The 23175-nt window shown below is 70.5% G+C and carries 25 protein-coding genes and 1 tRNA gene; 10 read left to right on the top strand and 16 right to left on the bottom strand.

Annotated elements, in window-relative coordinates; genetic code table 11:
• Positions 1 to 43: 43 nt before the first annotated feature.
• Entirely contained in the window at positions 44 to 475 is a 432-nt protein-coding gene (locus tag AB0E98_RS11390) for an ATP-binding protein (protein WP_361701265.1), read from the bottom strand.
• Positions 476 to 723: 248 nt separating this feature from the next.
• Here AB0E98_RS11390 and AB0E98_RS11385 point away from each other — a divergent pair, with 248 nt between their 5' ends.
• Together AB0E98_RS11385 and AB0E98_RS11380 are read left to right on the top strand one after the other, a co-directional pair.
• Complete coding sequence (locus AB0E98_RS11385; protein ID WP_361701264.1) at positions 724 to 1578, top strand: helix-turn-helix transcriptional regulator; 855 nt, start codon at positions 724 to 726, stop codon at positions 1576 to 1578.
• Positions 1579 to 1580: 2 nt separating this feature from the next.
• Positions 1581 to 1775, top strand: a complete 195-nt coding sequence (locus AB0E98_RS11380; RefSeq protein WP_361701263.1) for a DUF397 domain-containing protein — start codon at positions 1581 to 1583, stop codon at positions 1773 to 1775.
• A gap of 585 nt (positions 1776 to 2360) precedes the next feature.
• Here the strand turns inward: AB0E98_RS11380 and AB0E98_RS11375 are convergent.
• The 6 genes from AB0E98_RS11375 to AB0E98_RS11350 all read right to left on the bottom strand — a co-directional run bounded on the left by AB0E98_RS11375 (position 2361) and on the right by AB0E98_RS11350 (position 6918).
• Positions 2361 to 2903, bottom strand: a complete 543-nt coding sequence (locus AB0E98_RS11375) for a SigE family RNA polymerase sigma factor (protein WP_361701261.1) — start codon at positions 2901 to 2903, stop codon at positions 2361 to 2363.
• Between the two features lie 176 nt (positions 2904 to 3079).
• Positions 3080 to 3904, bottom strand: a complete 825-nt coding sequence (locus AB0E98_RS11370; protein WP_361701259.1) for a DUF1906 domain-containing protein — start codon at positions 3902 to 3904, stop codon at positions 3080 to 3082.
• 54 nt (positions 3905 to 3958) lie between these two features.
• A complete protein-coding gene (locus tag AB0E98_RS11365; RefSeq protein WP_361701258.1) occupies positions 3959 to 5101 on the bottom strand; it encodes a lipid-transfer protein in 1143 nt (380 codons plus the stop codon).
• Positions 5098 to 5520: a MaoC family dehydratase gene (locus AB0E98_RS11360; protein ID WP_361701256.1), complete on the bottom strand. Its 423-nt coding sequence runs from the start codon at positions 5518 to 5520 to the stop codon at positions 5098 to 5100. Before AB0E98_RS11360 ends, AB0E98_RS11365 begins: the two co-directional genes overlap by 4 nt.
• Positions 5517 to 6443 (bottom strand): bifunctional MaoC family dehydratase N-terminal/OB-fold nucleic acid binding domain-containing protein, encoded by a 927-nt coding sequence (locus tag AB0E98_RS11355; RefSeq protein ID WP_361701254.1) that lies wholly within the window; start codon positions 6441 to 6443, stop codon positions 5517 to 5519. Before AB0E98_RS11355 ends, AB0E98_RS11360 begins: the two co-directional genes overlap by 4 nt.
• A gap of 148 nt (positions 6444 to 6591) precedes the next feature.
• Positions 6592 to 6918: a hypothetical protein gene (locus AB0E98_RS11350; RefSeq protein WP_311613454.1), complete on the bottom strand. Its 327-nt coding sequence runs from the start codon at positions 6916 to 6918 to the stop codon at positions 6592 to 6594.
• Between the two features lie 528 nt (positions 6919 to 7446).
• On the opposite strand from AB0E98_RS11350, the gene AB0E98_RS11345 reads away from it, so the two are divergent.
• Entirely contained in the window at positions 7447 to 8118 is a 672-nt protein-coding gene (locus AB0E98_RS11345) for a GGDEF domain-containing protein (protein ID WP_361701252.1), read from the top strand.
• 63 nt (positions 8119 to 8181) lie between these two features.
• Here AB0E98_RS11345 and AB0E98_RS11340 read toward each other — a convergent pair whose 3' ends face one another.
• Positions 8182 to 8598, bottom strand: coding sequence for a peptidoglycan-binding domain-containing protein (locus AB0E98_RS11340; RefSeq protein WP_361701250.1), 417 nt, complete (start codon positions 8596 to 8598; stop codon positions 8182 to 8184).
• Between the two features lie 413 nt (positions 8599 to 9011).
• On the opposite strand from AB0E98_RS11340, the gene AB0E98_RS11335 reads away from it, so the two are divergent.
• Positions 9012 to 9929, top strand: coding sequence for an SGNH/GDSL hydrolase family protein (locus tag AB0E98_RS11335; RefSeq protein WP_361701248.1), 918 nt, complete (start codon positions 9012 to 9014; stop codon positions 9927 to 9929).
• A 70-nt stretch (positions 9930 to 9999) separates the two neighbouring features.
• On the opposite strand, the gene AB0E98_RS11330 is transcribed toward AB0E98_RS11335, so the two are convergent.
• Positions 10000 to 11133, bottom strand: coding sequence for an alpha/beta fold hydrolase (locus AB0E98_RS11330; protein ID WP_361701247.1), 1134 nt, complete (start codon positions 11131 to 11133; stop codon positions 10000 to 10002).
• Positions 11134 to 11352: 219 nt separating this feature from the next.
• Positions 11353 to 12327 (bottom strand): ALF repeat-containing protein, encoded by a 975-nt coding sequence (locus AB0E98_RS11325; protein WP_361701246.1) that lies wholly within the window; start codon positions 12325 to 12327, stop codon positions 11353 to 11355.
• A gap of 143 nt (positions 12328 to 12470) precedes the next feature.
• Between AB0E98_RS11325 and AB0E98_RS11320 the strand changes: the two genes are divergently transcribed.
• Positions 12471 to 13154, top strand: a complete 684-nt coding sequence (locus AB0E98_RS11320; protein WP_361701245.1) for a lipoprotein — start codon at positions 12471 to 12473, stop codon at positions 13152 to 13154.
• Positions 13155 to 13196: 42 nt separating this feature from the next.
• On the top strand, positions 13197 to 13706 hold the full coding sequence (locus AB0E98_RS11315) for a hypothetical protein (protein WP_361701243.1): 510 nt from the start codon (positions 13197 to 13199) through the stop codon (positions 13704 to 13706).
• A gap of 77 nt (positions 13707 to 13783) precedes the next feature.
• Here AB0E98_RS11315 and AB0E98_RS11310 read toward each other — a convergent pair.
• The 3 genes from AB0E98_RS11310 to AB0E98_RS11300 form a co-directional block, all read right to left on the bottom strand.
• Positions 13784 to 13873 (bottom strand) — tRNA-Ser (locus AB0E98_RS11310).
• Positions 13874 to 14023: 150 nt separating this feature from the next.
• Positions 14024 to 15535, bottom strand: coding sequence for a serine hydrolase domain-containing protein (locus AB0E98_RS11305; protein WP_361701241.1), 1512 nt, complete (start codon positions 15533 to 15535; stop codon positions 14024 to 14026).
• A 101-nt stretch (positions 15536 to 15636) separates the two neighbouring features.
• Positions 15637 to 16380: a hypothetical protein gene (locus AB0E98_RS11300; protein ID WP_361701240.1), complete on the bottom strand. Its 744-nt coding sequence runs from the start codon at positions 16378 to 16380 to the stop codon at positions 15637 to 15639.
• A gap of 101 nt (positions 16381 to 16481) precedes the next feature.
• Here AB0E98_RS11300 and AB0E98_RS11295 point away from each other — a divergent pair, with 101 nt between their 5' ends.
• Entirely contained in the window at positions 16482 to 17126 is a 645-nt protein-coding gene (locus AB0E98_RS11295) for a TetR/AcrR family transcriptional regulator C-terminal domain-containing protein (RefSeq protein ID WP_361701239.1), read from the top strand.
• 176 nt (positions 17127 to 17302) lie between these two features.
• The gene (locus AB0E98_RS11290; RefSeq protein ID WP_361701237.1) at positions 17303 to 18514 is read left to right on the top strand and encodes an MFS transporter; all 1212 of its coding nucleotides are present in this window, start codon (positions 17303 to 17305) and stop codon (positions 18512 to 18514) included.
• Here AB0E98_RS11290 and AB0E98_RS11285 read toward each other — a convergent pair.
• Positions 18511 to 19293 (bottom strand): SDR family oxidoreductase, encoded by a 783-nt coding sequence (locus AB0E98_RS11285; protein WP_361701235.1) that lies wholly within the window; start codon positions 19291 to 19293, stop codon positions 18511 to 18513. The genes AB0E98_RS11290 and AB0E98_RS11285 overlap by 4 nt on opposite strands.
• Before the next feature lie 144 nt (positions 19294 to 19437).
• Between AB0E98_RS11285 and AB0E98_RS11280 the strand changes: the two genes are divergently transcribed.
• Positions 19438 to 20025, top strand: coding sequence for a helix-turn-helix domain-containing protein (locus tag AB0E98_RS11280; protein WP_361701234.1), 588 nt, complete (start codon positions 19438 to 19440; stop codon positions 20023 to 20025).
• Positions 20026 to 20061: 36 nt separating this feature from the next.
• On the opposite strand, the gene AB0E98_RS11275 is transcribed toward AB0E98_RS11280, so the two are convergent.
• Together AB0E98_RS11275 and AB0E98_RS11270 are read right to left on the bottom strand one after the other, a co-directional pair.
• Positions 20062 to 20241: a hypothetical protein gene (locus tag AB0E98_RS11275; protein ID WP_361701233.1), complete on the bottom strand. Its 180-nt coding sequence runs from the start codon at positions 20239 to 20241 to the stop codon at positions 20062 to 20064.
• Between the two features lie 123 nt (positions 20242 to 20364).
• Entirely contained in the window at positions 20365 to 22038 is a 1674-nt protein-coding gene (locus tag AB0E98_RS11270) for a trypsin-like peptidase domain-containing protein (protein ID WP_361701230.1), read from the bottom strand.
• A gap of 208 nt (positions 22039 to 22246) precedes the next feature.
• Here AB0E98_RS11270 and AB0E98_RS11265 point away from each other — a divergent pair, with 208 nt between their 5' ends.
• Complete coding sequence (locus AB0E98_RS11265) at positions 22247 to 23092, top strand: glycerophosphodiester phosphodiesterase (RefSeq protein WP_361701228.1); 846 nt, start codon at positions 22247 to 22249, stop codon at positions 23090 to 23092.
• The last annotated feature ends 83 nt before the right edge of the window (positions 23093 to 23175 follow it).

Raw genomic sequence — 23175 nt, 5'->3', positions numbered from 1 at the left:
GCCGGGGCGACCGCCCCTCAGTGCCGCGTTGCCTTGAGCCGGCTCACCCGGTCTCGCGAAGCTCGAACCAGACGCTTTTGCCGATCACCTCCAAGGCGTCCCAGACAAGGCTCACGCCGGACGCGTGGGAAAGGGCCCGTACGAGCATGAGCCCCCGCCCGTGCTCGTCGTCGGCGTGGGCGGCCCGGCGCCAGTAGGGCCGCCTCGCGGTATCGGTGTCGCATACGGCGACGACGACATGCCGGGCGTAGGCGACCACCTCCACGGACAGGCCGTTGACGCGGGCGTGCTGGACGACGTTCGTCACGACGTCGGACACGCACACGCGGGCGTTCTCGACAAGGGTGGGGTGGCGGGTCGCCTCCAGGGCGCCCGTGACGAACTCCCGGGCCATTCTGGGGGTGGTGGGGTCCGCCGGGGCGGACAGGTGGTAGGTGGCGGTGCGGAGTTGACTGCTGAGCGTTGCCGACGTCATGGTCGTCTCCCTGTGCGCTCGTTTCCGGGTTTCCGCGCTGCGCTCGCCATCCGTGGCTCGGTCACCCGCTTCACCCAATAGGCGTGCGAATGACTGCACTTCGGGTCTTCGCGGCGTGCCACGCGGTACGTTCTGGACCGTAGGGGCCATGCATAACCCGGGGCAAGGCTGTTCCCAAAAGGTGGCCCCATTGGGTGGACCGATGGAACGGTTGCGCGAGACACCGCGCACCGGCAGGGGAGAGTGACATGCCACCGAGGGACAACCCGAGTGCCCGGCAGGTGCGTCTGGGGACCGAACTGCGCAAGCTGCGCGAACGAGCGGGCAAGACAGCCCGCGAAGCAGCCGGCTTGATCGGAACCGATCAAGCCAAGGTCAGCAACATCGAATCCGGTCGTGTCGGCATCGGCGTCGAGCGCATTCGCCGATTGGCGGCCTTCTACTCCTGCCATGACGAGGCGCTGATCGAAGCGCTCTGCGTCATCGCGCGCGAGCACCGGGGCAAGGGGTGGTGGGACGCGTACCGGGGCATCCTCGCGCCCGGATTCCTGGACATCGCCGAGCTGGAGCACCACGCGTCGTTCATCCGCTGCCTCCAGCCTGTGACCTTTCCCGGCGTCTTCCAGACCGAGGACTACGCACGAGCCATGTTCGGCAGTGTCATCCCGGAGCTACCGGAGGACGAGCTGGAAGCCCGTGTGGAGCACCGGCTGAAGCGCGGGGCCATCCTGGACCGGGAGAAGCCACCGCAGTTCGAAGCGCTAATCCACGAAGCCGCCTTGCGCATGCGTGTCGGCGGCAGGAAGGTGGCACGAGAACAGCTCGTACACCTCATCGAGTTGTCCGAACGATCGCGTGTGACCTTGCGGGTCATTCCCTTCGCGCACGACGACTTCATCCAAGTCACTCAGACCGTGTTGTACGCAGGGGGTGTCGTGCCACAGCTCGACACCGTGCATATCGACACGTCGTGGAACGGGCGCTACCTGGATGCGGCAGCGGATCTCGAGCGGTACCAGGCGCTCCTCGCTTTTGCGACGCTGTTGTCGCTCGGTCCGTCGGCATCGCGCAAGTTCATTCACGACATCGCACAGGAACTGTGATCATGAGATCAGACATCACGTGGCAGAAGTCCTCTTACTCCGAGGGCGGCGAGCAGTGCGTCGAGATAGCCGCCGCCCAGACCCACACGATCGCGATCCGCGAAAGCGACGCACCGAGCGAGGTCGTCACCACCACCCCGCACCGATTCCGCGCGCTGATCACCGGCGTCCGGTCGGGTGGGTGGCGCGCCGTCTAGAACGCCCGGGCCCGGTGGGGCGGCGGATGCGAAGCGTTTCTGCGCCGCTGCGCGGCTTGGGACGAGGAAGGACAGCGGGCTGCGCCCTCGGAGGCCGCCCGCTGCGCGGCCGGAAGCGCGAGCGCGGCAAGGGCCGGGGCCCGGAAAGCCCGCACGAAGTGAGCCTCACCGCTGCGCGGCTCGGGGCCGTGGAGGCTTCCGCTGCCGGAGCGAAGCGGAGGTGGGTGCAGCGGGATCGCGCATCGGCGGTGCCTGGGAGTACCTCTTCCGTCCCGTAGGTCACAGGGGTGCGCGTGGCAGCGGAAGTCTCGCTCCGGAGGGGCTCTTGGGGCCCTTCTCGTGAAGGATCGCGCTGCCTTACGTCCAGGCAGCAGGATCCGCCGAGGCTACGAGCCGCGCAGCGGTGAGGATCGCTGCCGGCGCGGCTTCCGGGCGCCTGACGCCTGCCGAGTCCGCGCTTCCGGCCGCGCAGCGGGCGGGCTGCGAGGGCGCAGCCCTCCGCCCTCCCCGCGCCAAGCCGCGCAGCGGCGCAGAAACGCTCCGCACCCGGCGTGCGCCGGGCACCGGGCGCCGGGCCCGGCCCGCCTACGCCGCGTGCGACAGGTCCGGGTCCTCGCGGAGCTTCCCGAGCGCGCGGGAGACCGCGCTCTTGACCGTGCCGACGGACACCCCGAGGAGCTCGGCGGTCTGGACCTCGGTCATGTCCTCGTAATACCTGAGGACGACCATGGCCCGCTGGCGGTCGGGCAGCCGGTGGACCGCGCGCCACATCGCGTCGCGCAGGGCCTGCTGCTCGGCGGGGTCGGCGACGGGCGCCGAATCGCGCTCGGGGAGCTCCTCGCAGGGGAACTCGTCGACCTTGCGCTTGCGCCACTGGGAGGTGCGGGTGTTCACCAGCGCCCGGCGGACGTAGCCGTCGAGGGCCCGGTGGTCCTCGATGCGGTCCCAGGCCAGATAGGTCTTGGCGAGGGCCGTCTGCAGCAGATCCTCGGCGTCGCACGGGTTCGAGGTGAGCGAGCGGGCGGTGCGCTGGAGTACCTGCCCGCGGGCCCGTACGTACGAAGAGAACGACGGGTACACGGCGGCGGTGGAAGCGCTGGTGCACACAGACGTCGAGGTCACTGTCATGCCTTCAACGCTAGGAGCGGGGGCACCACCGGCGGATCGGCCGGAGGTGCCGAAGCCCGATCCCCCTCAGGTCGTATGCGTGGGGCTGTCCCCACCTCCTGGAGGGGGAGAGGCGGAATGCCTTCGTCGCTCCCCGGAGGATCTGTACCGGATGATCGCCCGAAGATCTCCGGAGATCATCGGATGATCGCCACGGGGGCGTCGATGGCATTGCGGTCGATGGTCAGTTTCCGGCCACCATGTGTTTCCGTGACATTCCCGGCGTACTGGTGGATCCGCCGGTGCGGCTGCCAGGAGCCCGACGACAGCACGCGCTCGCTGTCCGTCGAGGCGGGAACCTTCCAGCGGGCGAACCACACCACCTCCGGCAGATCGCCCAGCCCGTCCCGCCGGGCCAGCTCCATGTGACGCACCCCGGACTCGGCGCTGCTGTAGAAGCCGGGGATGTAGCCGTGGCGGGAGACCGTGCCGCTCCAGGAGCGGATGAAGTCGAGGGTGGTGCCGCCGCACTCCTCGTCGCCGTAGTCGTACGCCTCCATGTCCAGGTAGAGCGGGCTGCCGACCGCGATGCCCAGGTCATCGGCGCTGCGCACGGCGTCCAGGCCCTCCTCCTCGCCCTGGTCCCAGGGGTAGTAGCCGATCGGGTTGCCCCGCTTGGAGGCCGCGCGCACACAGGGCGACTGCGAGCCGACGTACACGGGCAGCACCCGCCAGCCCAGGTCGCGGGCGCCGGTGAGCCAGCGGTGGCTGAGGTAGCGCTGGTGGGGGCAGGCCCGGCCGCGACCGGCGTAGTAGACACCGACGGCCCCGTACGAGGTGCCCGCCCCCCAGGCGCCGAGGGTGGTCAGCGACGGTGCCTGACAGCTGTCGAAGCCCCGGCCCCGGTAGACGGAGGGCCGGGCGCCCGGGGCGGCCGTGACCGGCACGGCCTGGGCGGCCACCTGGGCCAGCGCCGCCATCAGGGCGACGAGATATCCGATGATCTTTCTCGGTCGTGGCATAACCGCGAGTCAAGGGGCCCGGACGCGACGGCCCCGCGCTGACACGCCCTCGGTTCATCCGGATGCCGCAAGAATGAGCCCCGACGTGGGAACACCGCTCCCGGCGGTGACGAGCACCCGTCCGGCCCCCGGCACCTGGTTCACGGACGTGCCGCGCACCTGGCGCACGGCCTCGGCGATCCCGTTCATCCCGTGGAGGTACGCCTCGCCCAACTGCCCTCCGTGGGTGTTGATCGGCAACGTTCCGGAGGCCACGAGCCCGCCCCCCTCACCGCGCCCGCAGAAGCCGAACTCCTCCAGCTGCATGAGGACGTAGGGCGTGAAGTGGTCGTAGAGGACGGCCACGTCGATGTCCGCGGGGCCCAGCCCGCTGTCCCGCCACAGCCGGCGCGCCACGACGCCCGTCTCCGGCAGCCCGCCCAGATCGCCCTCGTAGAAGCCCGTCATCTGCTCCTGGCCGCGCGCCGCGCCCTGCGCGGCGGCGGCGATGACGACGGGCGGCCGCCGCAGCGCCCTCGCCCGCTCCAGGGAGGTCACGACGAGCGCCTGGCCGCCGTCGGTCTCCTGGCAGCAGTCCAGCAGCCGCAGCGGCTCGGCGATCCAGCGCGAGGCGGCGTGCTCGGCGAGCGTGAGGGGACGGCCGTGGAAGTACGCGGCGGGGTTGCGGGCCGCGTAACGCCGGTCGGTGACGGCGACATGGCCGAAAACCTCCGTCGTCAGACCGTACATATGGAGATAGCGACGGGCGTGCACGGCCGCCCAGGAGGCGGGCGTGATCAGTCCGAAGGGCAGGCCCCAGCCCAGCGCCACGCCCTCGGCGGAGGGCTCCCGGCCCCGCACCCCGGCGCCGAAGCGCCGTCCGGAGCGCTCGTTGAAGGCCCGGTAGCAGACGACGACGTCGGCGACCCCCGCCGTCACCGCGAGGGCAGCTTGCTGGACGGTGGCGCAGGCCGCGCCGCCGCCGTAGTGGACCCGGGAGAAGAAGGCCAGCTCACCGATGCCGGTGGCCCGGGCGACCGCGATCTCGGGGCTGGTGTCCATGGTGAAGGTGACCATGCCGTCGACGTCGCCGGGCGCGAGGCCCGCGTCCGCGAGGGCGGCCCGTACGGCCTCGGCTGCCAGGGCGAGTTCGCTGCGTCCGGAGTCCTTGGTGAAGGGGGTGGCGCCGATGCCGGCGATCGCGGCGAGGGCCGTCATGGACCGGCCTCCTTGGGCGGTTCGGAGGGCACGGACGGGATGTTCACAAATGCCGTGCCCGTAACGTGACGGCCGAGGCTGTTGATGCCCGTGATGGCGACTTCGACAGCGTGTTCGCCTTCACTTACGGACGTGATCGATCCGGTCAAGTGGAGGGTGTCGCCGGGGTAGTTGGGCACCCCGAGCCGGATGGACAGCTTCCTGAGCCGGGCGCCGGGGCCGAGCCGCTCGGCGAGGAAACGGCTGACGAGGCCCTGGGTGGTGAGGATGTTCATAAAGATGTCCGGCGCGCCCTTGGCCCGGGCCGCCTCGGGGTCGTGGTGCACATCCTTGAAGTCCCTGGTGGCGAGGGCCCCGGCGATGATCAGGGTACGGGTGACGGGGACGCTGAGGACGGGGAGTTCGTCGCCGGGCTTCACAGGCCCTCCTCGTACGCCCGGAAGACGGGCAGCTCCTGGCCCCCGGACGCCTCCGGGTCCCGGACGAACTCCAGCGTCACCGGCATCCCGATCCGGATCCGGTCCGGTTCGACGCCCACCACATTGCTGATCATCCGTACGCCTTCGACGAGTTCGATCAGACCGACGGCGTACGGCGCGTCGAAGCCCGGCACGGGTGGGTGATGCATGACGACGTACGAGAAGACGACCCCTTCCCCCGATGCCTCGACGGCTTCCCACAGCGGGGATCCGCACTCGCCACACCCCGGCAGCCAGGGAAAACGCTGCCTTCCACAGGCCGTGCAGCGCTGGATGAGCAGCCGGTGCCCGGCGACGCCCTCCCAGAAGCCGGCGTTGTCGCGGTTGACCACGGGGCGGGGGCGATCGGCGGGAGCGGCCCTGGGGCGAACCGGCGCGTACCGCAGGACGCGGAAACGGTGGATTCCCGCGAGCTCGCCGTTGGCGCGGATCTCGGTGCGGGTGGTGATGAAGTGACCGGTGCCGAGCGCTGTGGTCTTGCGGGGGGAGACCGACTCGATCACCGCGTCGAAGGTGATCTCTTCGCCGGTCCGGAGCGGCCGTAGGTACTCCTGCTCGCAGTCGGTCGCGACGACGGCGGTGCAGCCGGCGCGGTCGAGCAGGGCGACGAGCTCCTCGTACGCCGCGGTACGACCGACGGCGCCGGAGAGCCCACCCATGATCCAGACCTGGAGCATGGCGGGTGGCGCCACCTCCTCGACACCCTCCTCGACGCCCTCCTCGGCACCCGGCGCCGGGACTCCCATGGCCTCGCACCAGTGCCTGATCATCGCGGCGCCGACGGGATCCCTGCCCCGTCCGCCCAGGACGGCGGGGCGCCCCTCGTACGCCGTGAGCTGCGCGGACAGGTCGGCCACGGTCATAGTTTCTGACTGTCCGTCAGCTGCGTGCCGGTGTCAAGACACATGACAAAAGCCGCGCGGCGGCACCGGAGTGCCGCCGCGCGGTGTCGTACCGACCCAGCCCACTTCTCACCACATCACCCGTGTCACCCGGGTGGGAGGCGCGCGCTCAGTGGCGCCACAGCTCCGTGAAGGTGATCCTCACGTTCTCCTGCTGGATGAAGTTGTGCCCGTGCTGTCCGGGACTGAGGATGCTCGCGGTGTTGGTCTGATTCGTGGCTCCGTTTCCGGTGGCCTGCGACAGGGTCGTGGTGCTGTTGCCGTGGTTGCTTCCCCCGACGCCGCTCCCCACGATGCCCGCGGCGGCGACGTTGGAGCCCCTGTTGGCGAGCTGGCCGCCGTCGTCGGCCGTGGCCACGCCGGCGAAGAGGAGGGCCGCCATCGGCAGGGCCGTGAGGGCGGCGAAGATGCGGGCGGCAGTGCGGGTGCTTGCCATTTCGATTCCTCCTGAAGGAACAGAACTACTCGATGTTGCCGGGAGGTTGGCCGACCACCTCGGCGCTTGTTCGACGTCGCACCGCCAGAATTGCCCACCGAATCTCCACCGAACCCCCAGTCTGTCCGCATTCCCTCGCAAGCATGACGAGCCCGACTTAAACCCACATCATTGCGAAAAGCATCGCATCCACACCATCTCGATCCCCTTAAGTCCCATGTGCCCCATGTGGCGAACCGTTTCGTCAAGTCACTGCGAATCTCCCCCGAATTGCCCATAAGTCGACACAGTGACAGGCGTCTTCACCGGGTGAAGCCATCCGGCTCCGGCCGGTACGTCTCGTGAACTCCCTTACAACTCAAAGCACTCATGGAGCACGCACCACACACAAGACGCACGAGACACAGAAACCACATGAATCGTCCGAGTCGCTCCAAGCACCGCGAAGCACAGGACTCACAGATCCCTCAACGACCGCAGCAGAAACGCGAGTCGCGCACGTCAACCCGTCTCACAGGAAGGTGCACGATGAACCTCATACTCCAGGCCCTGCCCGTCGCCGCCCCGACCGTCGGGTGGGCCGCCCACGCGCTCTTCCTCTCCCGCCGGCTCCGCAGCGCCCGTACGGACCGGCTCACCGGCCTGATGCGCCGCGAGGAGTTCACCGCCCGCGCCACCCGGGCCTTCCGGCATCCGCACACGACCGTGCTGCTGCTCGACCTCAACGGCTTCAAGCAGATCAACGACACCCACGGGCACGAGGCCGGGGATCAGGTCATCGCGGCCGTCGGACGGCGGCTCGCCGTCTGGTGCCGGGAGCGCGGCGGGTTCGCCGCGCGGCTGGGCGGCGACGAGTTCACCGCGCTGGTGCGGCTCGCGCCGGAGGCCGACGCGGACGCGGAGATGACCCGTCTCTCCGCCCGGCTCTCGGCCCCGCTCGACACGGGCCGGGTGACGCTGGCGCCGCGCGCCTCCATCGGGCTGTGCCGCCCCGCCCACCGGCCCGGCGGCGGGCTGTCGGACCTGCTGCGCGCCGCCGACGAGGCCATGTACACGGCGAAGCGGTGCGGCGACCACTGGCGGTCCGCCGGAGCCGCCCCTGTGGTCCACCGCACCGCTTCCGCCCGCCGTCCGGGCCGCCCCCAGCGGCCCGGTACGCACCTGACGCTGCTCACGCCGGTGCGGCGGAAGGCGTCATGACGACCGCCCCAACGGCCGTACGACGCCCGGAACGTCTCGCCGCCCGCCGCTGTCAGTCGAGCGTCAGTCGAGGTGGGTGGAGACGTACATCCCGCCGAGGCGCGAGTCGCTCGGGATCAGGCCGGTACAGTAGCCGCTCTGGCCCCCGTAGTACTGGTCGCCGTAGCGCAGCAGGTAGTTGCCGGTCGTCGGCCCGACGATCCCGTCGGCGTCCGCTCCCACCCAGTTCTGGTACCAGACGACCTGGTCCTTGGTCCGCGGGCCCCACTTGCCGTCCTCGGCGATCTGCGCCCGGCCGACCTTGGCGGCGATGCTGTTGACCTGGTGCTGCACGCACCAGACGGCGGAGCCGCTGGTGGTGTAGCCGGAACCGACGTAGCGAGCGCCCTCGGCCGCGTTGGCCGTACCGGCGAGCCCGCCGGCGACCAGAGCGGCCGTACCCGCCACGAGGCCGGCTTTCGCCGCGTACTTCTTGAACACGTGCTTTCTCCCCGTTGGAAGTGATCTCTGAACGGAGATTAGGCACTGATCTGCGCATGCCAGAAGCCGTCGGCGGCCGTCGGACGCCCCTGACGCACGACCGCGACGGCCCGGTGATCTCTGTGACGAAAGCGGAACGTCCGTCAAACCCGTTCGCCAAGCCCGTTCGCCAAGCCCGTTCGCCAAGCCCGTCCGTCGAACCCGTCCGTCAAGCCCGCCGGTCCGGACGCCGGATCTCCGGTATCCGGTCAGAGGTGTCCGGCATACCGGCCGGTCCATTGACGCCCCCGTGTCCCACCCCCGAGGCTGGCGCCGCCCCCCCAGTCGTACACACCCGTCGTACACACCATGCGTACGCACGAGCCGTACGCACCAGCCGTACACACAGGCCCGTACGCCCGTAGGAGGCTCCCATGGCCCGCAGCAGACTCCGCCTGGCACTGACCGCGCTGGGCGCCGCGGCGGCGGTCGCGGCAGGCACCGCCGCGACACCCGCCACGGCGGCGGAACCGCGCCCGCGCGTCCCGCGCTACGTCGCCCTCGGCGACTCCTTCACGTCCGGCCCGGCCATCCCCCGTCAGGTGAACCTCCGGTGCGGCCGCTCCGACGCCAACTACCCCTCGATCGTCCGCGAGGAGCTGGGCATATCGGACCGTACGAGCTTCACCGACGCCAGCTGCGGCGGCGCCACGACCGACCACATGTGGAACCGGCAGGGCGCCACCGGCAACGACCCGCAGCTGAACGCCGTCAGCCCGGACACCTCCCTGGTGACCATCGGCATCGGCGGCAACGACATCGGCTTCGGCGACATCATCGGCCGCTGCATCCACCCGCTGGGCCCCGTGGACAGCATCCCGCGCGACAACCCCTGCCAGCGCTACTTCACACAGAACGGCACCGACGAGCTCGAGAAGCGCATCAACGAGACGGCCCCCAAGGTCGAGGCCGTCCTCAAGGCCGTCCACGAACGCGCACCGCACGCGCGCGTGGCCGTCGTCGGCTACCCGGCGCTGCTCGGCGACGACATCGAGGGCTGCCGGAAGTCGGTGCGCATCGCCGACGGCGACATCGCCTACCTGCGCGGCACCCTGCGCCACCTCAACGCCATGCTCCGCAAGCAGGCCACCGACCGGGGCGACCTCTACGTCAACACCAACGCCACGACGGCCGACCACGACGCCTGCCGGCCGTTCGAGGAGCGTTACGTCGAGGGCCTCTACACCCGCCCGAGCCGCCCCGCGACGGCCTTCCACCCGAACGCGAACGGCGAGCGGGCGATGGCGGAGGCGATCGTCGACACGATCATCTTCGGCCCGGGCGCGCGCTGACGCGACCGTGGGGGTACGCGCCAACCGCGTACCCCCACGTACCACCACATACCCTCACGTTCCCCCGGCCTCAGGACGAGGGCGTCGGCCCCTCGATCTGCTGGCTGATCCACTGGAGCGGGCCGTCGCCGAGGTTCGGGGCGTACGTGGCCCCGTCGTGCCGGCCGCCCTCGATCACCTTGAGGTCGGTGTGGACGGGGCCCTTGCCGTAGGTCTCGATGAACTTCCGGACGTCGGGCAGCGTGTGCTTGTTGCTCTCCCGTGTGCCGACCTGGAAGGAGAGGTAGACGTCCGGGCCCTTGGTGTCGATCAGGCGTTTGGCGAGCACCTCGGGGTTGTTGTCGGCCTTCTCCTTCTCGTGGCCGTTCCACAGCGGCGAGTCGGGCACGACGTCCGGTCCGTTGGCTATGACGGCCTTGAACTTGTCCGGGTGCTTCAGCACGGCCTTCAGGCCGGCGAATCCGCCGGTCGAGGAGCCCATGAACGCCCAGCCGTCCCGCGACTTGAGCGTACGGAAGTTGGCGCGCATCAGGTCCGGGACGTCCTCGGTCAGCCAGGTGCCCATCTTCGGCTGCCCCGGGATGTCACTGCCGTCCCAGTAGATGCCCTTGTCGTCCGGGCCGGGGTTCAGCACCGGCATGGCCAGCAGGAAGGGCTTGACCTTGCCCTCCTTGTACCACTTGGCCATGTTCTCCTGGAAGTTGAAGCCCGCCCACCAGTAGTTGGTGCCATAGCCGGGGCCGCCGGGCAGGGCGATCATCACGGGGAAGCCGCTCTTCGCGTACTTCGGGTCGTCCGTGTACTCCTTGGGCGCCCAGACCCACACCTTGCCCTTGAAGCCGGACTTCTTGCCCTCCAGGGTCACGAGGCTGACGTGGGTGCCGTCGTCCAGGGTCCGCGCGTTCTTGAAGTCGGCGGCCGGGCCGGTCGGCATCAGCACCTTGGAGTCCACCGGCCGCGCGGGAGCGCCACCGCTTTTGCCTTTCCCCTGCTCCGGCTGTTCGATCTTGCCGTAGCTGACGGGTGCGCCCTTGTCCGTGAAGGGGGGTATCTCGTAGTGGACCATCACCGGCCAGGCGATCAGCCCGAGAACGACCAGGCAGGCCACCACGACGGCCCACCGCTTGCCCCGCGATGAGCGGCGCCGCGGCGGCGGTGGCACGGGGCTCGGGGGCGCGTGGATACCGGAAGGTGAATGCGTCATGGCGTCGCTCCGCTGGGGTCGGCTGCCCGACGAGCAGCACAGGGCACATGGCGAATGGATGTGCCCTGTGGGATGCGAGCGTGGCCCCAGGCGTTCCATACCTAAGCCGTGACTTTTTGCACAGCCATTACTCAGGCATTACTCGGCAACCACACAGATAAACGAAAGGGGCGCCCCCGGCCGGGAGCGCCCCTCAGTCCCTACTCCGCCGTACGAGCGTCAGCGCTGGGCGGCGCCACGTCGGCGCGCGGCGATGACCAGGCCCGCACCAGCGCCGAGGGCGACGACGGTGCCGCCGATGATCCACGGGGTGGCGGAACCGGCGCCGGTGAAGGCGAGTTCGGAGCCACCGCTCTTGGCGGACGCCCCGGAGCCCTGGGCCGACGCGGAGGCGGAGGTGGAGGCGGAGGCGGACGGCTTGGCGCCGGCCTCGGTGCCGCTGCCGCCCTGCTTCGTCTGGCCGGTGCCGGCGGAGGGGGTCGGCTTGGCGCCCTTGTCGTCCTTGCCGCCCTGGTGGCCGGTGCCGGAGGTGCCCTGGTCCTTGCCGTCCTTGCCGTCCTTGCCCTTGGCCGCGTCCTCGGCGGCCTTGTCCTTGGCGCGGGCCTCGTGCTGGCCGACCTCGAGGAAGTGCTTGAGCGCCTCGTCGGTACCGGCCAGCATCGCCTCGCGGGCCGCCTTGCGGACGGCCGGACCGGCGCCGTCACTGATCCGGGAGACCTTGATCCGGTCGTCCGTCAGACGGGCGAAGGGCAGCTCCTCCTCAAGGAAGCGCTTGATGGCCTCGGCGGTGTTGGCCTGCAACGCGGCCTTGCCGTACTCCTTCACCGTGGGGCCGCCCTCGCCGATGATCCGGGAGACCCGCACCTCGTCGTCGATCAGCCGCTGCTCGTGCTGGCCGACGTTGAGGAACCGCACCCGGTCCTCGGGCGTACCGTCGAGCGCCTTCCCCGCGGCCTCGCGGACGCCGGGACCGGAGTTCTTGTCGCCCAGAATCCTGGCGATAGCGACCTGGTTCTCCTCGTCCGAGGCAGCGACCCCCTTCGAGCCCCCGCCCGGCTTCGCGTCACCGGCCTTGTCCGCCACCGACACGGCGGCGGGCTGCCCACCGCCGGCGGCCACCGCCGGGGAGGAGAGCAGCACGGCCGGGGCGATCGCCATGGCCGCGACGAGAACCGACGCACGAACCAACTTCATGTACGCACCTACTTGCCATAAGGAACGGATAAAAAGCTCCCGTCACACTACATCCGATGATCACAACAGACTCACCGATTTACCGGCATCACTCGCACGGATATAACTTTGCCCGACTTGTCATATTCGTTTGGGGAAGTCTGATGCGCAGGATTGCTTCGGGTGCGGTGTCCGCTCTGCTCACCGTCGGTGTACTCACCGGCTGCTCGTCCACGGACGACAAGAGCGGGGCCGAGACCTCCGCAGGGGCGATGAAGGAGAGCCTCAAGCCGGCCGAACCCACGACGGGCGCGACGGGCAGGACAGCCAAGCCCAAGTCCGGCGCGGGGCTGAAGGACGGCAGGATCGGCGACGCCGGAACCGCCTGTGCGCTCCCCGTGTCGTTCGAGGCACCGAAGGACTGGAAGCTCACCGAGTTCACGGCCGAAGACCGCGATTTCCTCCGCAAGTTGTCCGGCCACGCGTCCGTGAACGGCGCCTGCGAACTCTCCGCGCGCCCCACCGGCGTGATCGGCTTCATCCGGGTGTTCACCACCGACGGACCCGACAAGTCGCCCCGCCAGGCGCTGGAGAACTTCGTCGCCGAGGAGAAGCGCGTAAGCGAGCCCCACTACACCGAGACCAAGCTCGGCGACCTGCCCGCCGCGGAGGTCGTCTACACGCAGCAGGACCTCCTCCTGGACGAACCGCAGACGCGCCGAGGCCTCGCGGTGAAGACCACGAAGGGCCTGACCGTCCTGCACCTGGAGGGCGCGGAGAGCGACGACTCCAAGGTGATGATCCCGGCCTACGAACAGGCCAAGGCGACAATGCGCTCCACCACCTGAGCCGCCGCACGGCGAGGCACACCGCGCACGCATACTGGGCCGATGCTCACGCCCTCCCCCGCCCGTTTCCGGGACCCCGGGTACGGGAAGCACCACTTCGCCGTCTCCGACCGGATACTCGTGCGCTGTCCCAAGTGCGAGCGGCAGGCGGAGGTGGTCACGGCCGTCCGCGACGCTCGGGACGATTCATCGGGTCTGGACATGCCGCGGCGACTCGTGTGCCATCACTGCGGACTGTCGCGGCAACGGAAGAAGGACGATCCGATCGCATTCTTCCGGGGCGGCGGCCAGGACATGCTCGATCCCTACTTTCACGAACCGCTCTGGCTCCAGAAGAACACGCGGCACGGTCACCTGTGGGCGTACAACCCCGAACACCTCAACCTGTTGCGGCAGTACGTGCAGGCGACTCTGCGCGAACACGACCCCTGGTACGAGCCCTGGCGCAAGATGGGGCTCTTCGGCCGCCTCCCCGCCTGGATCAAGCAGGCGAAGAACCGCGACGAGGTGCTGCGCGGGCTGGACCGCATGCGGACCTCGCTCACGGCGTGAGCCGGCCCGACGAGCTCAGCGCGAAGGGGCGCCCGGATTTCCCCGGGCGCCCCTTCCGTCCTGCGCTGGCGCAGACCTGGCGGAGACTGTGGGATTTGAACCCACGGTGACATCGCTGCCACGACGGTTTTCAAGACCGTTCCCTTAGGCCGCTCGGGCAAGTCTCCCCGTGTCGGTACGACCCGCACCGACACGGGGGACAGCCTACCGGGTGGTGGCTCACGGTTGAGAGGGCCGGCCGTGGGTCCACCGCAGGGGGCGCGGGGCGGGCTGGTGATCACCGGCCCCGCCCGGGGGCGCCGGGCCGCCCCCTCCGGTCACCCCGACTTGGCTGTGGCCCGTACGCCGAAATGGACGTAGCGGCTGCCGTCCGGGAGGGCGTAGAAGACGACGGGTATCCAGGCGTCCTTGTCGTTGCGGCGGCCGGCGAAGACCGTCTTGGACGGGGTGTCCGAGACCGGGGTGAGGTGCCAGACGAGCGGTTCGAAGGTGCCCGCGAGTCCGTCGGCTCCCTCGTATCGCAGCTGGAGCACGCCTTCGCCGGTCGTGGCACCGGCGATGGTCATGAGGAAGCCCTCACGCTTGTACGTGCCGATGAACGGCTCGGTGTCGACGGCCGGGTGGTTCTCGGCGGGCTCGAACCGGGGCATGGTGACTCCGGCGAACTCGGCGGTCAGCTCGCGGCAGAGCGCCTCGTAGACCTTGGGGGCGGCGCCCCCGCCGTTGGTGAGCAGGGCGATGGCGAGGCCCTTCTCCGGGATGGCGCGCAGGTAGGCGAGCTGGCCGAAGGTGCTGCCGTCGTGGCCGAAGCCGCGTACGCCGTCCCAGTCGAACAGGCCCCAGCCCAGGCCCCAGTGGGCGCCGAGGAACCACTGGTCGGGCATCTCCACCTCGGGAGCGAGCATGTCCTCCACGGCCTCGGCCGAGAGCACCCGGGTGCCGTCCGGCGCCTTGCCTCCGTCGATGAAGAGCCGGGCGAAGCGGACCACGTCGGCGGCGGTGGCGCTGATGCCGCCGTACGGTCCGGCCGAGCGGGGCAGCATGTTCCACAGCGGGGTGGGGACCGGGTCCTCGCCGGGGTCGCCCATGTGTCCCATCGCGGCACGGAAGCGCAGCACTTCCTCGGGCAGCGTCATCGTCTGCTCGAGCCCGAGCGGGTCACAGATCAGCTCCTTGAGCGCCTCGTCCCAGGTCCGGCCGGTGATCACCTCGACGATCCGGCCGAGGACGTTGTAGGCGGTGCCGGAGTACGACATGGTGGCGCCGGGCGGGTTGGTGAGGCCGACGTTCCTGGCGGCTTCGACGTAGCGGGCCAGGCAGTCGTCGCCGCGGCCCGTGTCGTTGACGTAGTCGCCCTCGATCCCGCTGGTGTGGTTGAGCAGCTGGCGCGGGGTGACGGTCCGGGTGGCCTCGGCGTCGGCGACGGCGAAGCCGGGGAGGACGTCCACGACCGGCGCGTCCAGGTCCAGCTTTCCGGCGTCGGCGAGGCACATCACCAGCGCGGCCGTGTAGCCCTTGCTGACCGAGCCGATCTGGAACACCGAGTCCGTGGTCGTCTCGACGCCCGTCCGGGTGTGCAGGATGCCGCTCGCCATCTCATGGATCCCGCCGTCGGCGAGAACGGCCAGCACCGCGCCGGGGATGCGGTGCTCGGTGATCAGCTCGTCGAGCCGGGTCTGCCAGTGGTCGTGGTCGAACGTCGCCGGCTCGGCGGTCCTGCCCAGCGCCCGGTCCACGGCCTGGGCCGCTTCCCGGTTGGCGCGGTCCACGAGCTTGGCGACCTCCTCGTCCACACGCTTCGAGAACTCTCCGTACGCATGCTTCGACATGACATCCTCTTCGGCGATTGGGCGATCGGGCGATCGGGCGATTGGCGGTACGAATGGTGGAGCAGGCGGTGCCGTGCTTCTCCAACCGGCTCCAACCGGCTCTAACCGGCCTGCCGGGGCCGCCGGCCGACGAGGGCCGTCAGCGAGGCCATGGTCGTCCGCGGGGGACGCCGGAGGTCACGGTCGGGGCGGATGAACGGGCGGGCCAGGACCCGGACCAGAGCGCCGAGGACGAAGCCGTACGCCGCCACCAGTCCGTGCCCGTTGGACTGGGCGAACCACAGGATCAGGCCGGCGACGGGCACGGCGAGCGCGAGCAGCCGCTCCTTCGGGGCGCCGTCACGAGCACCGGCGCGCAGCAGGAGGGCGGCGGCCAGGGTCGCGGCGAGGAAGTAGGTGGCGCCCGAGCTCCCGGCGAAATTCCGGGCATCGGCGGTGGCCCGGTCGGACTCCCCGAAGAGGGCGTCGATGTGCTGCGGCAGGAGGATGCCCGCGGCGAACAGGCCCGCCATCAAGGGGGCGCCCCAGAACCACTCCGCGAGCGCGGCGACGACCACAAGGGTGGCGATGTTCCACGCCCCACCGAAGAGGCCGCCGTTCTGCATGAAGACCGCGGTCACCACGCGCCACCAGCCGGATTTGCTCGGATCGTCGTCGAAGGCGTCCATCGCCCCCGACCAGCAGAGCTGGGTCACCACCGCGCCGATCGCGATCACGGCCAGCCCGACCGTGGCCCAGGGCAGGCGGCGCCGGCCCACGGTGTCCGGCCCGATCAGGGCCATACCGGCCTTGAACATCAGCACCATCAGCCCCGCCGTGGTCACGTTGAACACGATCGCGCCCATCGCCGCCTCCATCCCCCTGTTTGACCTGCGATGACAGTGACCTTAGCGGCAGCGGGCGCCAGATTCAAACAGTGTTTGAAAACTGTGGATAGACTTGCCCCATGAAGCTGACCCCGGACCGGATCATCGACGCGGGCATGATCGTGTTCGCTGAATCGGGCTATCACGGACTGTCCATGCGAAAGGTGGCAGAGCGACTCGGCGCACACGCCGGGAGCCTCTACTACCACGTACCCAGCAAGAGCGCCCTGCTCCAGCTGATGGCGGACCGGCTGGCCCGCCAGGCCTACGAGGCCGGCACGGACGCGCTGACCGCCCTCCCCGAACAGGCCGACTGGAAGGACCAGTTGGAGGCCCAGGCCATCGCGCTGCGCCACAGCGTCCGGCAACACCCGGGTGGTGCCGCCCTGTTCGCCGACAGCCCGAAGGTCCTCAGTACCGGAGCACTGTCGTTGATGGAACGGCTGTTGCAGACCCTGGTGGACGCCGGAGTGCCCGAGGAGCGGCGCGGCGTCGCCGCCGACGCGCTGCTCAGCCACATCACCGGATTCGTACTCCAGGAGCAGGGCGATCCGCCCGCCGTGCCCGTCACGCCCCAGGCCGTCGCCGACATCCACGACCGCTTTCCGATGACGGTGGCCGCGGCGTCGACCTCGGTCCACGACCTGGACGAGAAGTTCATACAGAGCGTGCGGCTGCTCTGCGACGGCATCGAGGCGCAGATCCGGCCACCCGGCCGCTCCTGATCCGGGTCGGTGCGATGTCGGCGCGACGTCGGCGCGACACGGTGACGGTCACGGGTAGCGGTTCCGCGACATCACCGCGCGCGGGCACGGGTGTTGTCGTAACTCCGCCAGCCACCACCCTCCTGGGCCTGTTGGAGTGATCGCGGAACCCATCGCCTTCCCGAGGACGGAAGCCCATGCCCGTGACCACCACCGCCACCACGCCCTTGCCCATACGCTCCCCCGCGACCGGCTGGCCGGCCGTGGTCACGGTCATGCTGGGGATCTTCGTGATCGTCACGACCGAGATCCTGCCCATCGGCCTGCTGACCTCGATCGGAGCCGGCTTCACCGTCTCGGACGGCACGGCCGGTCTGACGATGACGATGCCGGGCCTCCTGGCGGCGGTCTCCGCTCCCCTGGTCACCGCCGCCACGGCACGCGTCGACCGCCGCCTGATGCTGTGCGTCTTCACGGCCCTGCTGGCCCTGGCGAACCTCCTCGCCGCCGCGGCCCCCTCCTACTGGCTCGTCCTGACGTCCCGCGTCCTGGTCGGGATCACGATCGGCGGCTTCTGGCCGATCGCGACGGGGCTGGTGCAGCGGCTCGTACCGCCCGCCTCCGTCGGCAGGGCGACCGCCGTCGTCTTCTCCGCCGTCCCGCTGGGGTCCGTCCTGGGTGTACCGGCCGGCACCCTCATCGGCGACCTCGCCGGATGGCGCACGGCATTCCTCGTCATGGGAGCACTGACCGTCGGCGTACTGGTCATGCTGCTCCTGCTCGTACCGCCGCTTCCGCCGATCGAGGTCACCCGGCTGAGCGTCCTGCGCGGCCTGATCCGTGGCGCGGGTACCCGCTTCGCGCTGCTGCTGACGTTCCTGGTCGTGCTGGCGCACTTCGGCGCGTACACATACGTGACGCCGTTCCTCCAGCGGGTCACCCATGTCGGCGACGGTGCGATCACCGCGTTTCTGCTGGTCTACGGCGGTGCCGGCATCCTCGGCACGTTCCTCGGCGGCTCCTGGGTGGCCCGGTGGCCGCAGGCCGTCCTCGGGTTCGCGGCCGGTCTGATCGCCGCGGCGACGCTCCTGCTTCCGGTACTGGGTCACCGGCCGGCCGACGCGCCGGCCCTGCTGATCGTCTGGGGCATCGCCTACGGCGCCGTGCCGGTCGCCTCGCAGACCTGGTTCTCCAAGGCGGCGCCGGACGCCCCGGAAGCGGCGTCCGTGCTGTTCACCGCCTCCTTCCAGGCGACGATCTCGATCGGCGCGCTCCTCGGCGGAGCCGTCCTGGACCGCACCTCTCCGTCCATGGTGATGGCGCTCGGCGGCTGCACCGCGGTGCTCACGGCCCTGGCCGTAGGGGCTCGGTCCGGCCGAAGCCGAAGCCGGAACCCATACGGGGCCTAGGCGGTCTTGACCGCCCCGCCGTCGACGAGATGGTCGGCGCCCGTGGTCGCGGCGGCGAGCGGCGAGGCGAGGTAGGCGACGAGCGCCGCGACCTCGTCCGGTTCGACGAGCCGGTCGATGAGCATGCCCATCGCCGCCGGCAGACCGGCCAGGAGGTCGGCGTGCGGGACACCCATGGACGCGGCCAGTTCCGCGCCGTAGCCGGTCGGGCTCTCCCACATGGCGGTGCGGACCGGTCCGGGCGAGACGGTGTTCACCCGGACGCCCCGAGGGCCGAACTCGTGCGCGAGGGCCTTGCCGAACGCGGTGATCGCGGCCTTGGCCGTCGTATAGGCGACAGGTCCGCCGTGCGGGACGCGGGCGCCCATGGAGGACACGTTGACGATCGCGCCCCGGGCGGTCAGCAGCGCGGGGAGGGCTGCGCGCGTGACACGGACGGTGGCGAAGAAGTTCAGGTCCATCGTCCCCGCCCACTGCGCGTCGGTCAGATCGAGGAAACCGCCGCTCAAACCGCCGTCACCGCCACCGACGTTGTTGACCAGGATGTCGATGCCGCCCAGTGCCGCCACGGCCTCGGTGACGAGGCGCTCGGCACCGGCGGGATCGGACAGGTCCACGGCCACGGGTATCGCACCGGCCACCTCCATCTCCCGGGTGGGCGTACGGGCGGCCCCGACGACGCGAACGCCCTCGGCGGCCAGGGCCCTGACGACGGCCAGCCCGATGCCGCGGCCGGCACCCGTGACAAGGGCGGTCTTGCCGGTCAAGCGCAGGTCCATGGTGTTACCTCCACACATAACTGCATCGCTTGTGATGCATGGAAACTAGAATATGCATCATCGATGTTGCAAGTCATTGAGGAGTCGCCACACCGGCGTACCCTTAAGGGGTCGCCCGTAGAACCGGAAGGAACCCGCATCCCCATGGCGCTGCCCGCCTCCACGAAACCGCTGCGCGCCGACGCCGAGCGGACGGTACGCGCGATCCTCGAAGCCGCCGAGCGGGTGCTGTCGGTGAATCCGGCGGCGACGATGGAGCAGATCGCCGAAGCCGCCGGGGTCGCGCGGACCACCGTCCACCGGCGGTTCGCCTCACGGGAGGCGCTGATCACGGCGCTGGCCGCATGGGCGACCCAGCGGTTCCACGAGGCCGTCGAAGCCGCCCGGCCCGACACCGCCCCGCCCGCCGTCGCGCTCTACCAGGTCACCGCGAACGTGCTCCGCGTGAAGATCGGATGGGGCTTCGCCATGGGCGCCCTCCCCACCGATGCCCCCGAGGTCGCGCGTGCGCACGCCGATGTACTGGACCGGTGCGAGCGGCTGTTCACGCGCGCCCGCGACGCCGGCCTGCTCCGGCCCGACACGGATCTGGACTGGGCGCGCCGCGTCTACTACGCACTCATCCACGAGGCCGCGGCCGAGGCGCCGGACACCGACGCCGCCGTGGACGCTCTCGCCACGCGCGTCGTCGACACCCTGCTCCACGGCCTCGGCCGACCGGCCGCCCCCTGATCCGGTTCCTCGGACCAAGACGGCGGCAGGTCACTCCTAGGGGAACAGCATGACCCCGAAGGCCAGCACCACGAGGAAGGCGATGAGGACGACGACCCCGATCCGCATGGGGTGATGCGCCAGCGCGGCGTTTCCCGGTCCGCCTCCGCGCGGCCGGTCCTCCGGCAGTCGTGGATTCTCCGGCCTGTCGTGTGTGTAGAAATCGCCACTGGCCATGAGCACACCTCCTGGTGGAGGTCGGCGAGCCCTCCCCGGGAACAGGGGAGAGCTCTGAATGAGTGCTACATGGCCAGTATGCGACTTTTGTCAGGAAAGCGGGATATAGCAGGCCGGTGGGCGTCAGCTCGCCTTGTCGCCGCGGCGCTCGCCCAGCGTGATCTCCGTCGTCGCCTGCTTGCCGTCGCGGACGTAGGTGACGTTGACCTTGTCGCCCGGCTTGTGGGTCCAGATCTCGCTGATGAGCGTGGGGCCGCTGTCGATCGTGGTGTCGTCGAGCTTGGTGATCACATCGCCCGGCTTGAGGCCGGCCCTGTCGGCCGGGCCGCCCGGGGTGATGGACGGACTGCCGCCGTCGTTGCCCGAAGCGATCCGGGCACCGCTGACGTTGTCCTTCATGTTGACCGTCGCCGAGATGACCGGGTAGATCGGCGTGTGGTCCTTCATCAGCTGCTGGGCGACGTTCTTCGCCTGGTTGATCGGGATGGCGAAGCCCAGGCCGATGCTGCCGGACTGGCCCTGACCGCCGCCGAATCCTCCGCCGCCGTTGCCCGCGGACTGGATGGCGGAGTTGATGCCGATGACCGCGCCCTGGGCGTTGAGCAGCGGGCCGCCGGAGTTGCCCGGGTTGATCGAGGCGTCCGTCTGGAGGGCGCTCATGTACGAGGCCTGGCCGCCGCTGCCGCCGTCGCTGGAGGCGACCGGGCGCTTCTTGGCGCTGACGATGCCGGTGGTGACCGTGCCGGACAGCCCGAAGGGCGCGCCGATGGCGACCGTCGCGTCGCCGACCGCCGCCTTGTCGGAGTCGCCGAGCGGAAGCGGGTTGAGCTTGGCGCCGGAAGGGTTCTTCAGCTTGATGACGGCGACGTCGTAGCCCTGGGCGCGGCCCAGCACCTCCGCGTCGTAGCTCTTGCCGTCGGAGAACGTCACCGAGAGCTTGCCGCTGTCGGCGGCCGAGGCGACCACGTGGTTGTTGGTGAGGATGTGGCCCTGGGTGTCGTAGACGAAGCCCGTGCCCGTACCGCCCTCGCCGTTGCTGCTCTGCGCCTCGATGGTCACGACGCTGGGCAGCGCCTTGCTCGCGATGTCCGCGACCGAGCCCGGCGTACGGCTCTCGACCTTCGGGTCGCCGGAGGAGGAGACGGTGGTGGAGCTGTCGTCGCTCCCCTTCGCCGCCCAGAAGCCGATGCCGCCGCCGACGCCGCCCGCGACGAGGGCCGCGGCGAGCACGGCCGCCACCAGGCCGCCCGACCGGCCGCGCCGCGGCGGCGGGGTCGGGGCGCCCCAGGGCGCGGCCGCCGCACCGTACGGCGGGGGCGCCGCCGCGCCGCCGTACCACTGGCCGGCGTCGGGGGCACCGGGCATGGGGACGCCGGTGGCGTTGTACGCGGGCTGCGGCGGACCGGCCGGGAACTGCGCGGTCTGGGCCTCGGGCGGGGGCGGGGGCGTCTGCCCGTACGCGGTGGCGGGATCCACCGGGGCGGGGCCGACGGGCGCGGCGGATCCGACGGGCTCAGCAGCGGGCGCGGCAGAGCCGGAGGAGGCCGGCGCCTCCTTCTCCAACACGACAGGAGCGGCAGGAGCAACAGGGGCGGCAGGAGCAGCAGGAGTGAACGGAGCAGCAGGAGCGACCGGAGCACCGGAGTCGACAGCAGGCAGCTGCGCCGTCCGCTCCTCGGCCGGCGCCCCGGCCGGCGCGTCGGCCGGGGCGGGGACCTCGGCCGGCGGTGGCGTCGGAGACCCCGGCCGCGGCTCCGCCGCGGACGGAACGGAGGCGCCCTCGTTCTCGGTGCTCACTGTTGTCTCCTCTGCAAGAAATGCTTCATGCCCGGCCACGATCACCAGGGTCCGAGTCCAGCCTTTCCCATGGCACGTCAGGCCACCGTAAGCGGAGCCTGTGGCCTCTGCCGCCGCCGGTCCTCACTACCGGTCCTCACTACCGGTCCTTACTACCGACAAATCGTCCGCCATGCGCGATTGTGCCAGCCGGTGGCACCATAACGCGGTGACTCAAGAGCACCACCTCCTCGACGTCGTCGCCCACCGCGGAGCCTCCGAGGACGCTCCGGAACACACCCTGGCCGCCTACCGCAAGGCGATCGAGGACGGCGCGGACGCCCTGGAGTGCGATGTGCGGCTGACCGCCGACGGGCATCTCGTCTGCGTCCACGACCGCCGGGTCAACCGCACGTCCAACGGGCGGGGTGCCGTGTCCACCCTGGAGCTGGCCGACCTCGCGGCCCTGGACTTCGGCTCGTGGAAGGCCGCGGCGGGCGAGCCCGAGGCGCCGGACCGCGACACCGACCCCGATCCGGCGCGGGTGAGAGGCCTCGACGCCGACCGCGAGAGCACCTCCGTGCTCACCCTGGAGCGACTACTGGAGCTGGTCGCCGACTCCGGGCGCCGGGTCGAGCTGGCCATCGAGACCAAGCACCCCACCCGCTGGGCGGGCCAGGTGGAGGAACGGCTGCTGGCCCTGCTGGAGCGCTTCGGCCTGGACCGGCCGCCGCCGGGCGAGCCCTCGCCCGTACGGGTGATGAGCTTCTCGGCCCGCTCCCTGCACCGGGTCCGGGCGGTGGCGCCCGCGCTGCCCACCGTCTATCTGATGCAGTTCATCAACCCCCGCTACCGCGACGGCCGGCTGCCCCAGGGCGTACGGATCGCCGGGCCCAGCATCCGCATCCTCCGCAACAACCCGGACTACGTGGCGCGACTGCGCCGCGCGGGCAACGCCGTGCACGTCTGGACGGTGAACGAACCGGAGGACGTCGAGCTGTGCGTCCGCCTCGGCGTGGACGCCATCATCACCAACCGGCCCAAGGCCGTCCTGACCCAGCTCGGCCGGAAGTAGCCGGAAGTAGTCGCCGGCCGGCCGGACCTTGATCGGCCGTTCGGCTGATCCGGAGGCTCCGGCGGCATTACAAGGAGTGCACC

The organism is Streptomyces sp. NPDC037389 (assembly GCF_040636475.1).
Taxonomy (GTDB): Bacteria; Actinomycetota; Actinomycetes; order Streptomycetales; family Streptomycetaceae; genus Streptomyces; species Streptomyces hesseae.
This window is presented reverse-complemented; position numbering and strand designations above follow the sequence as displayed.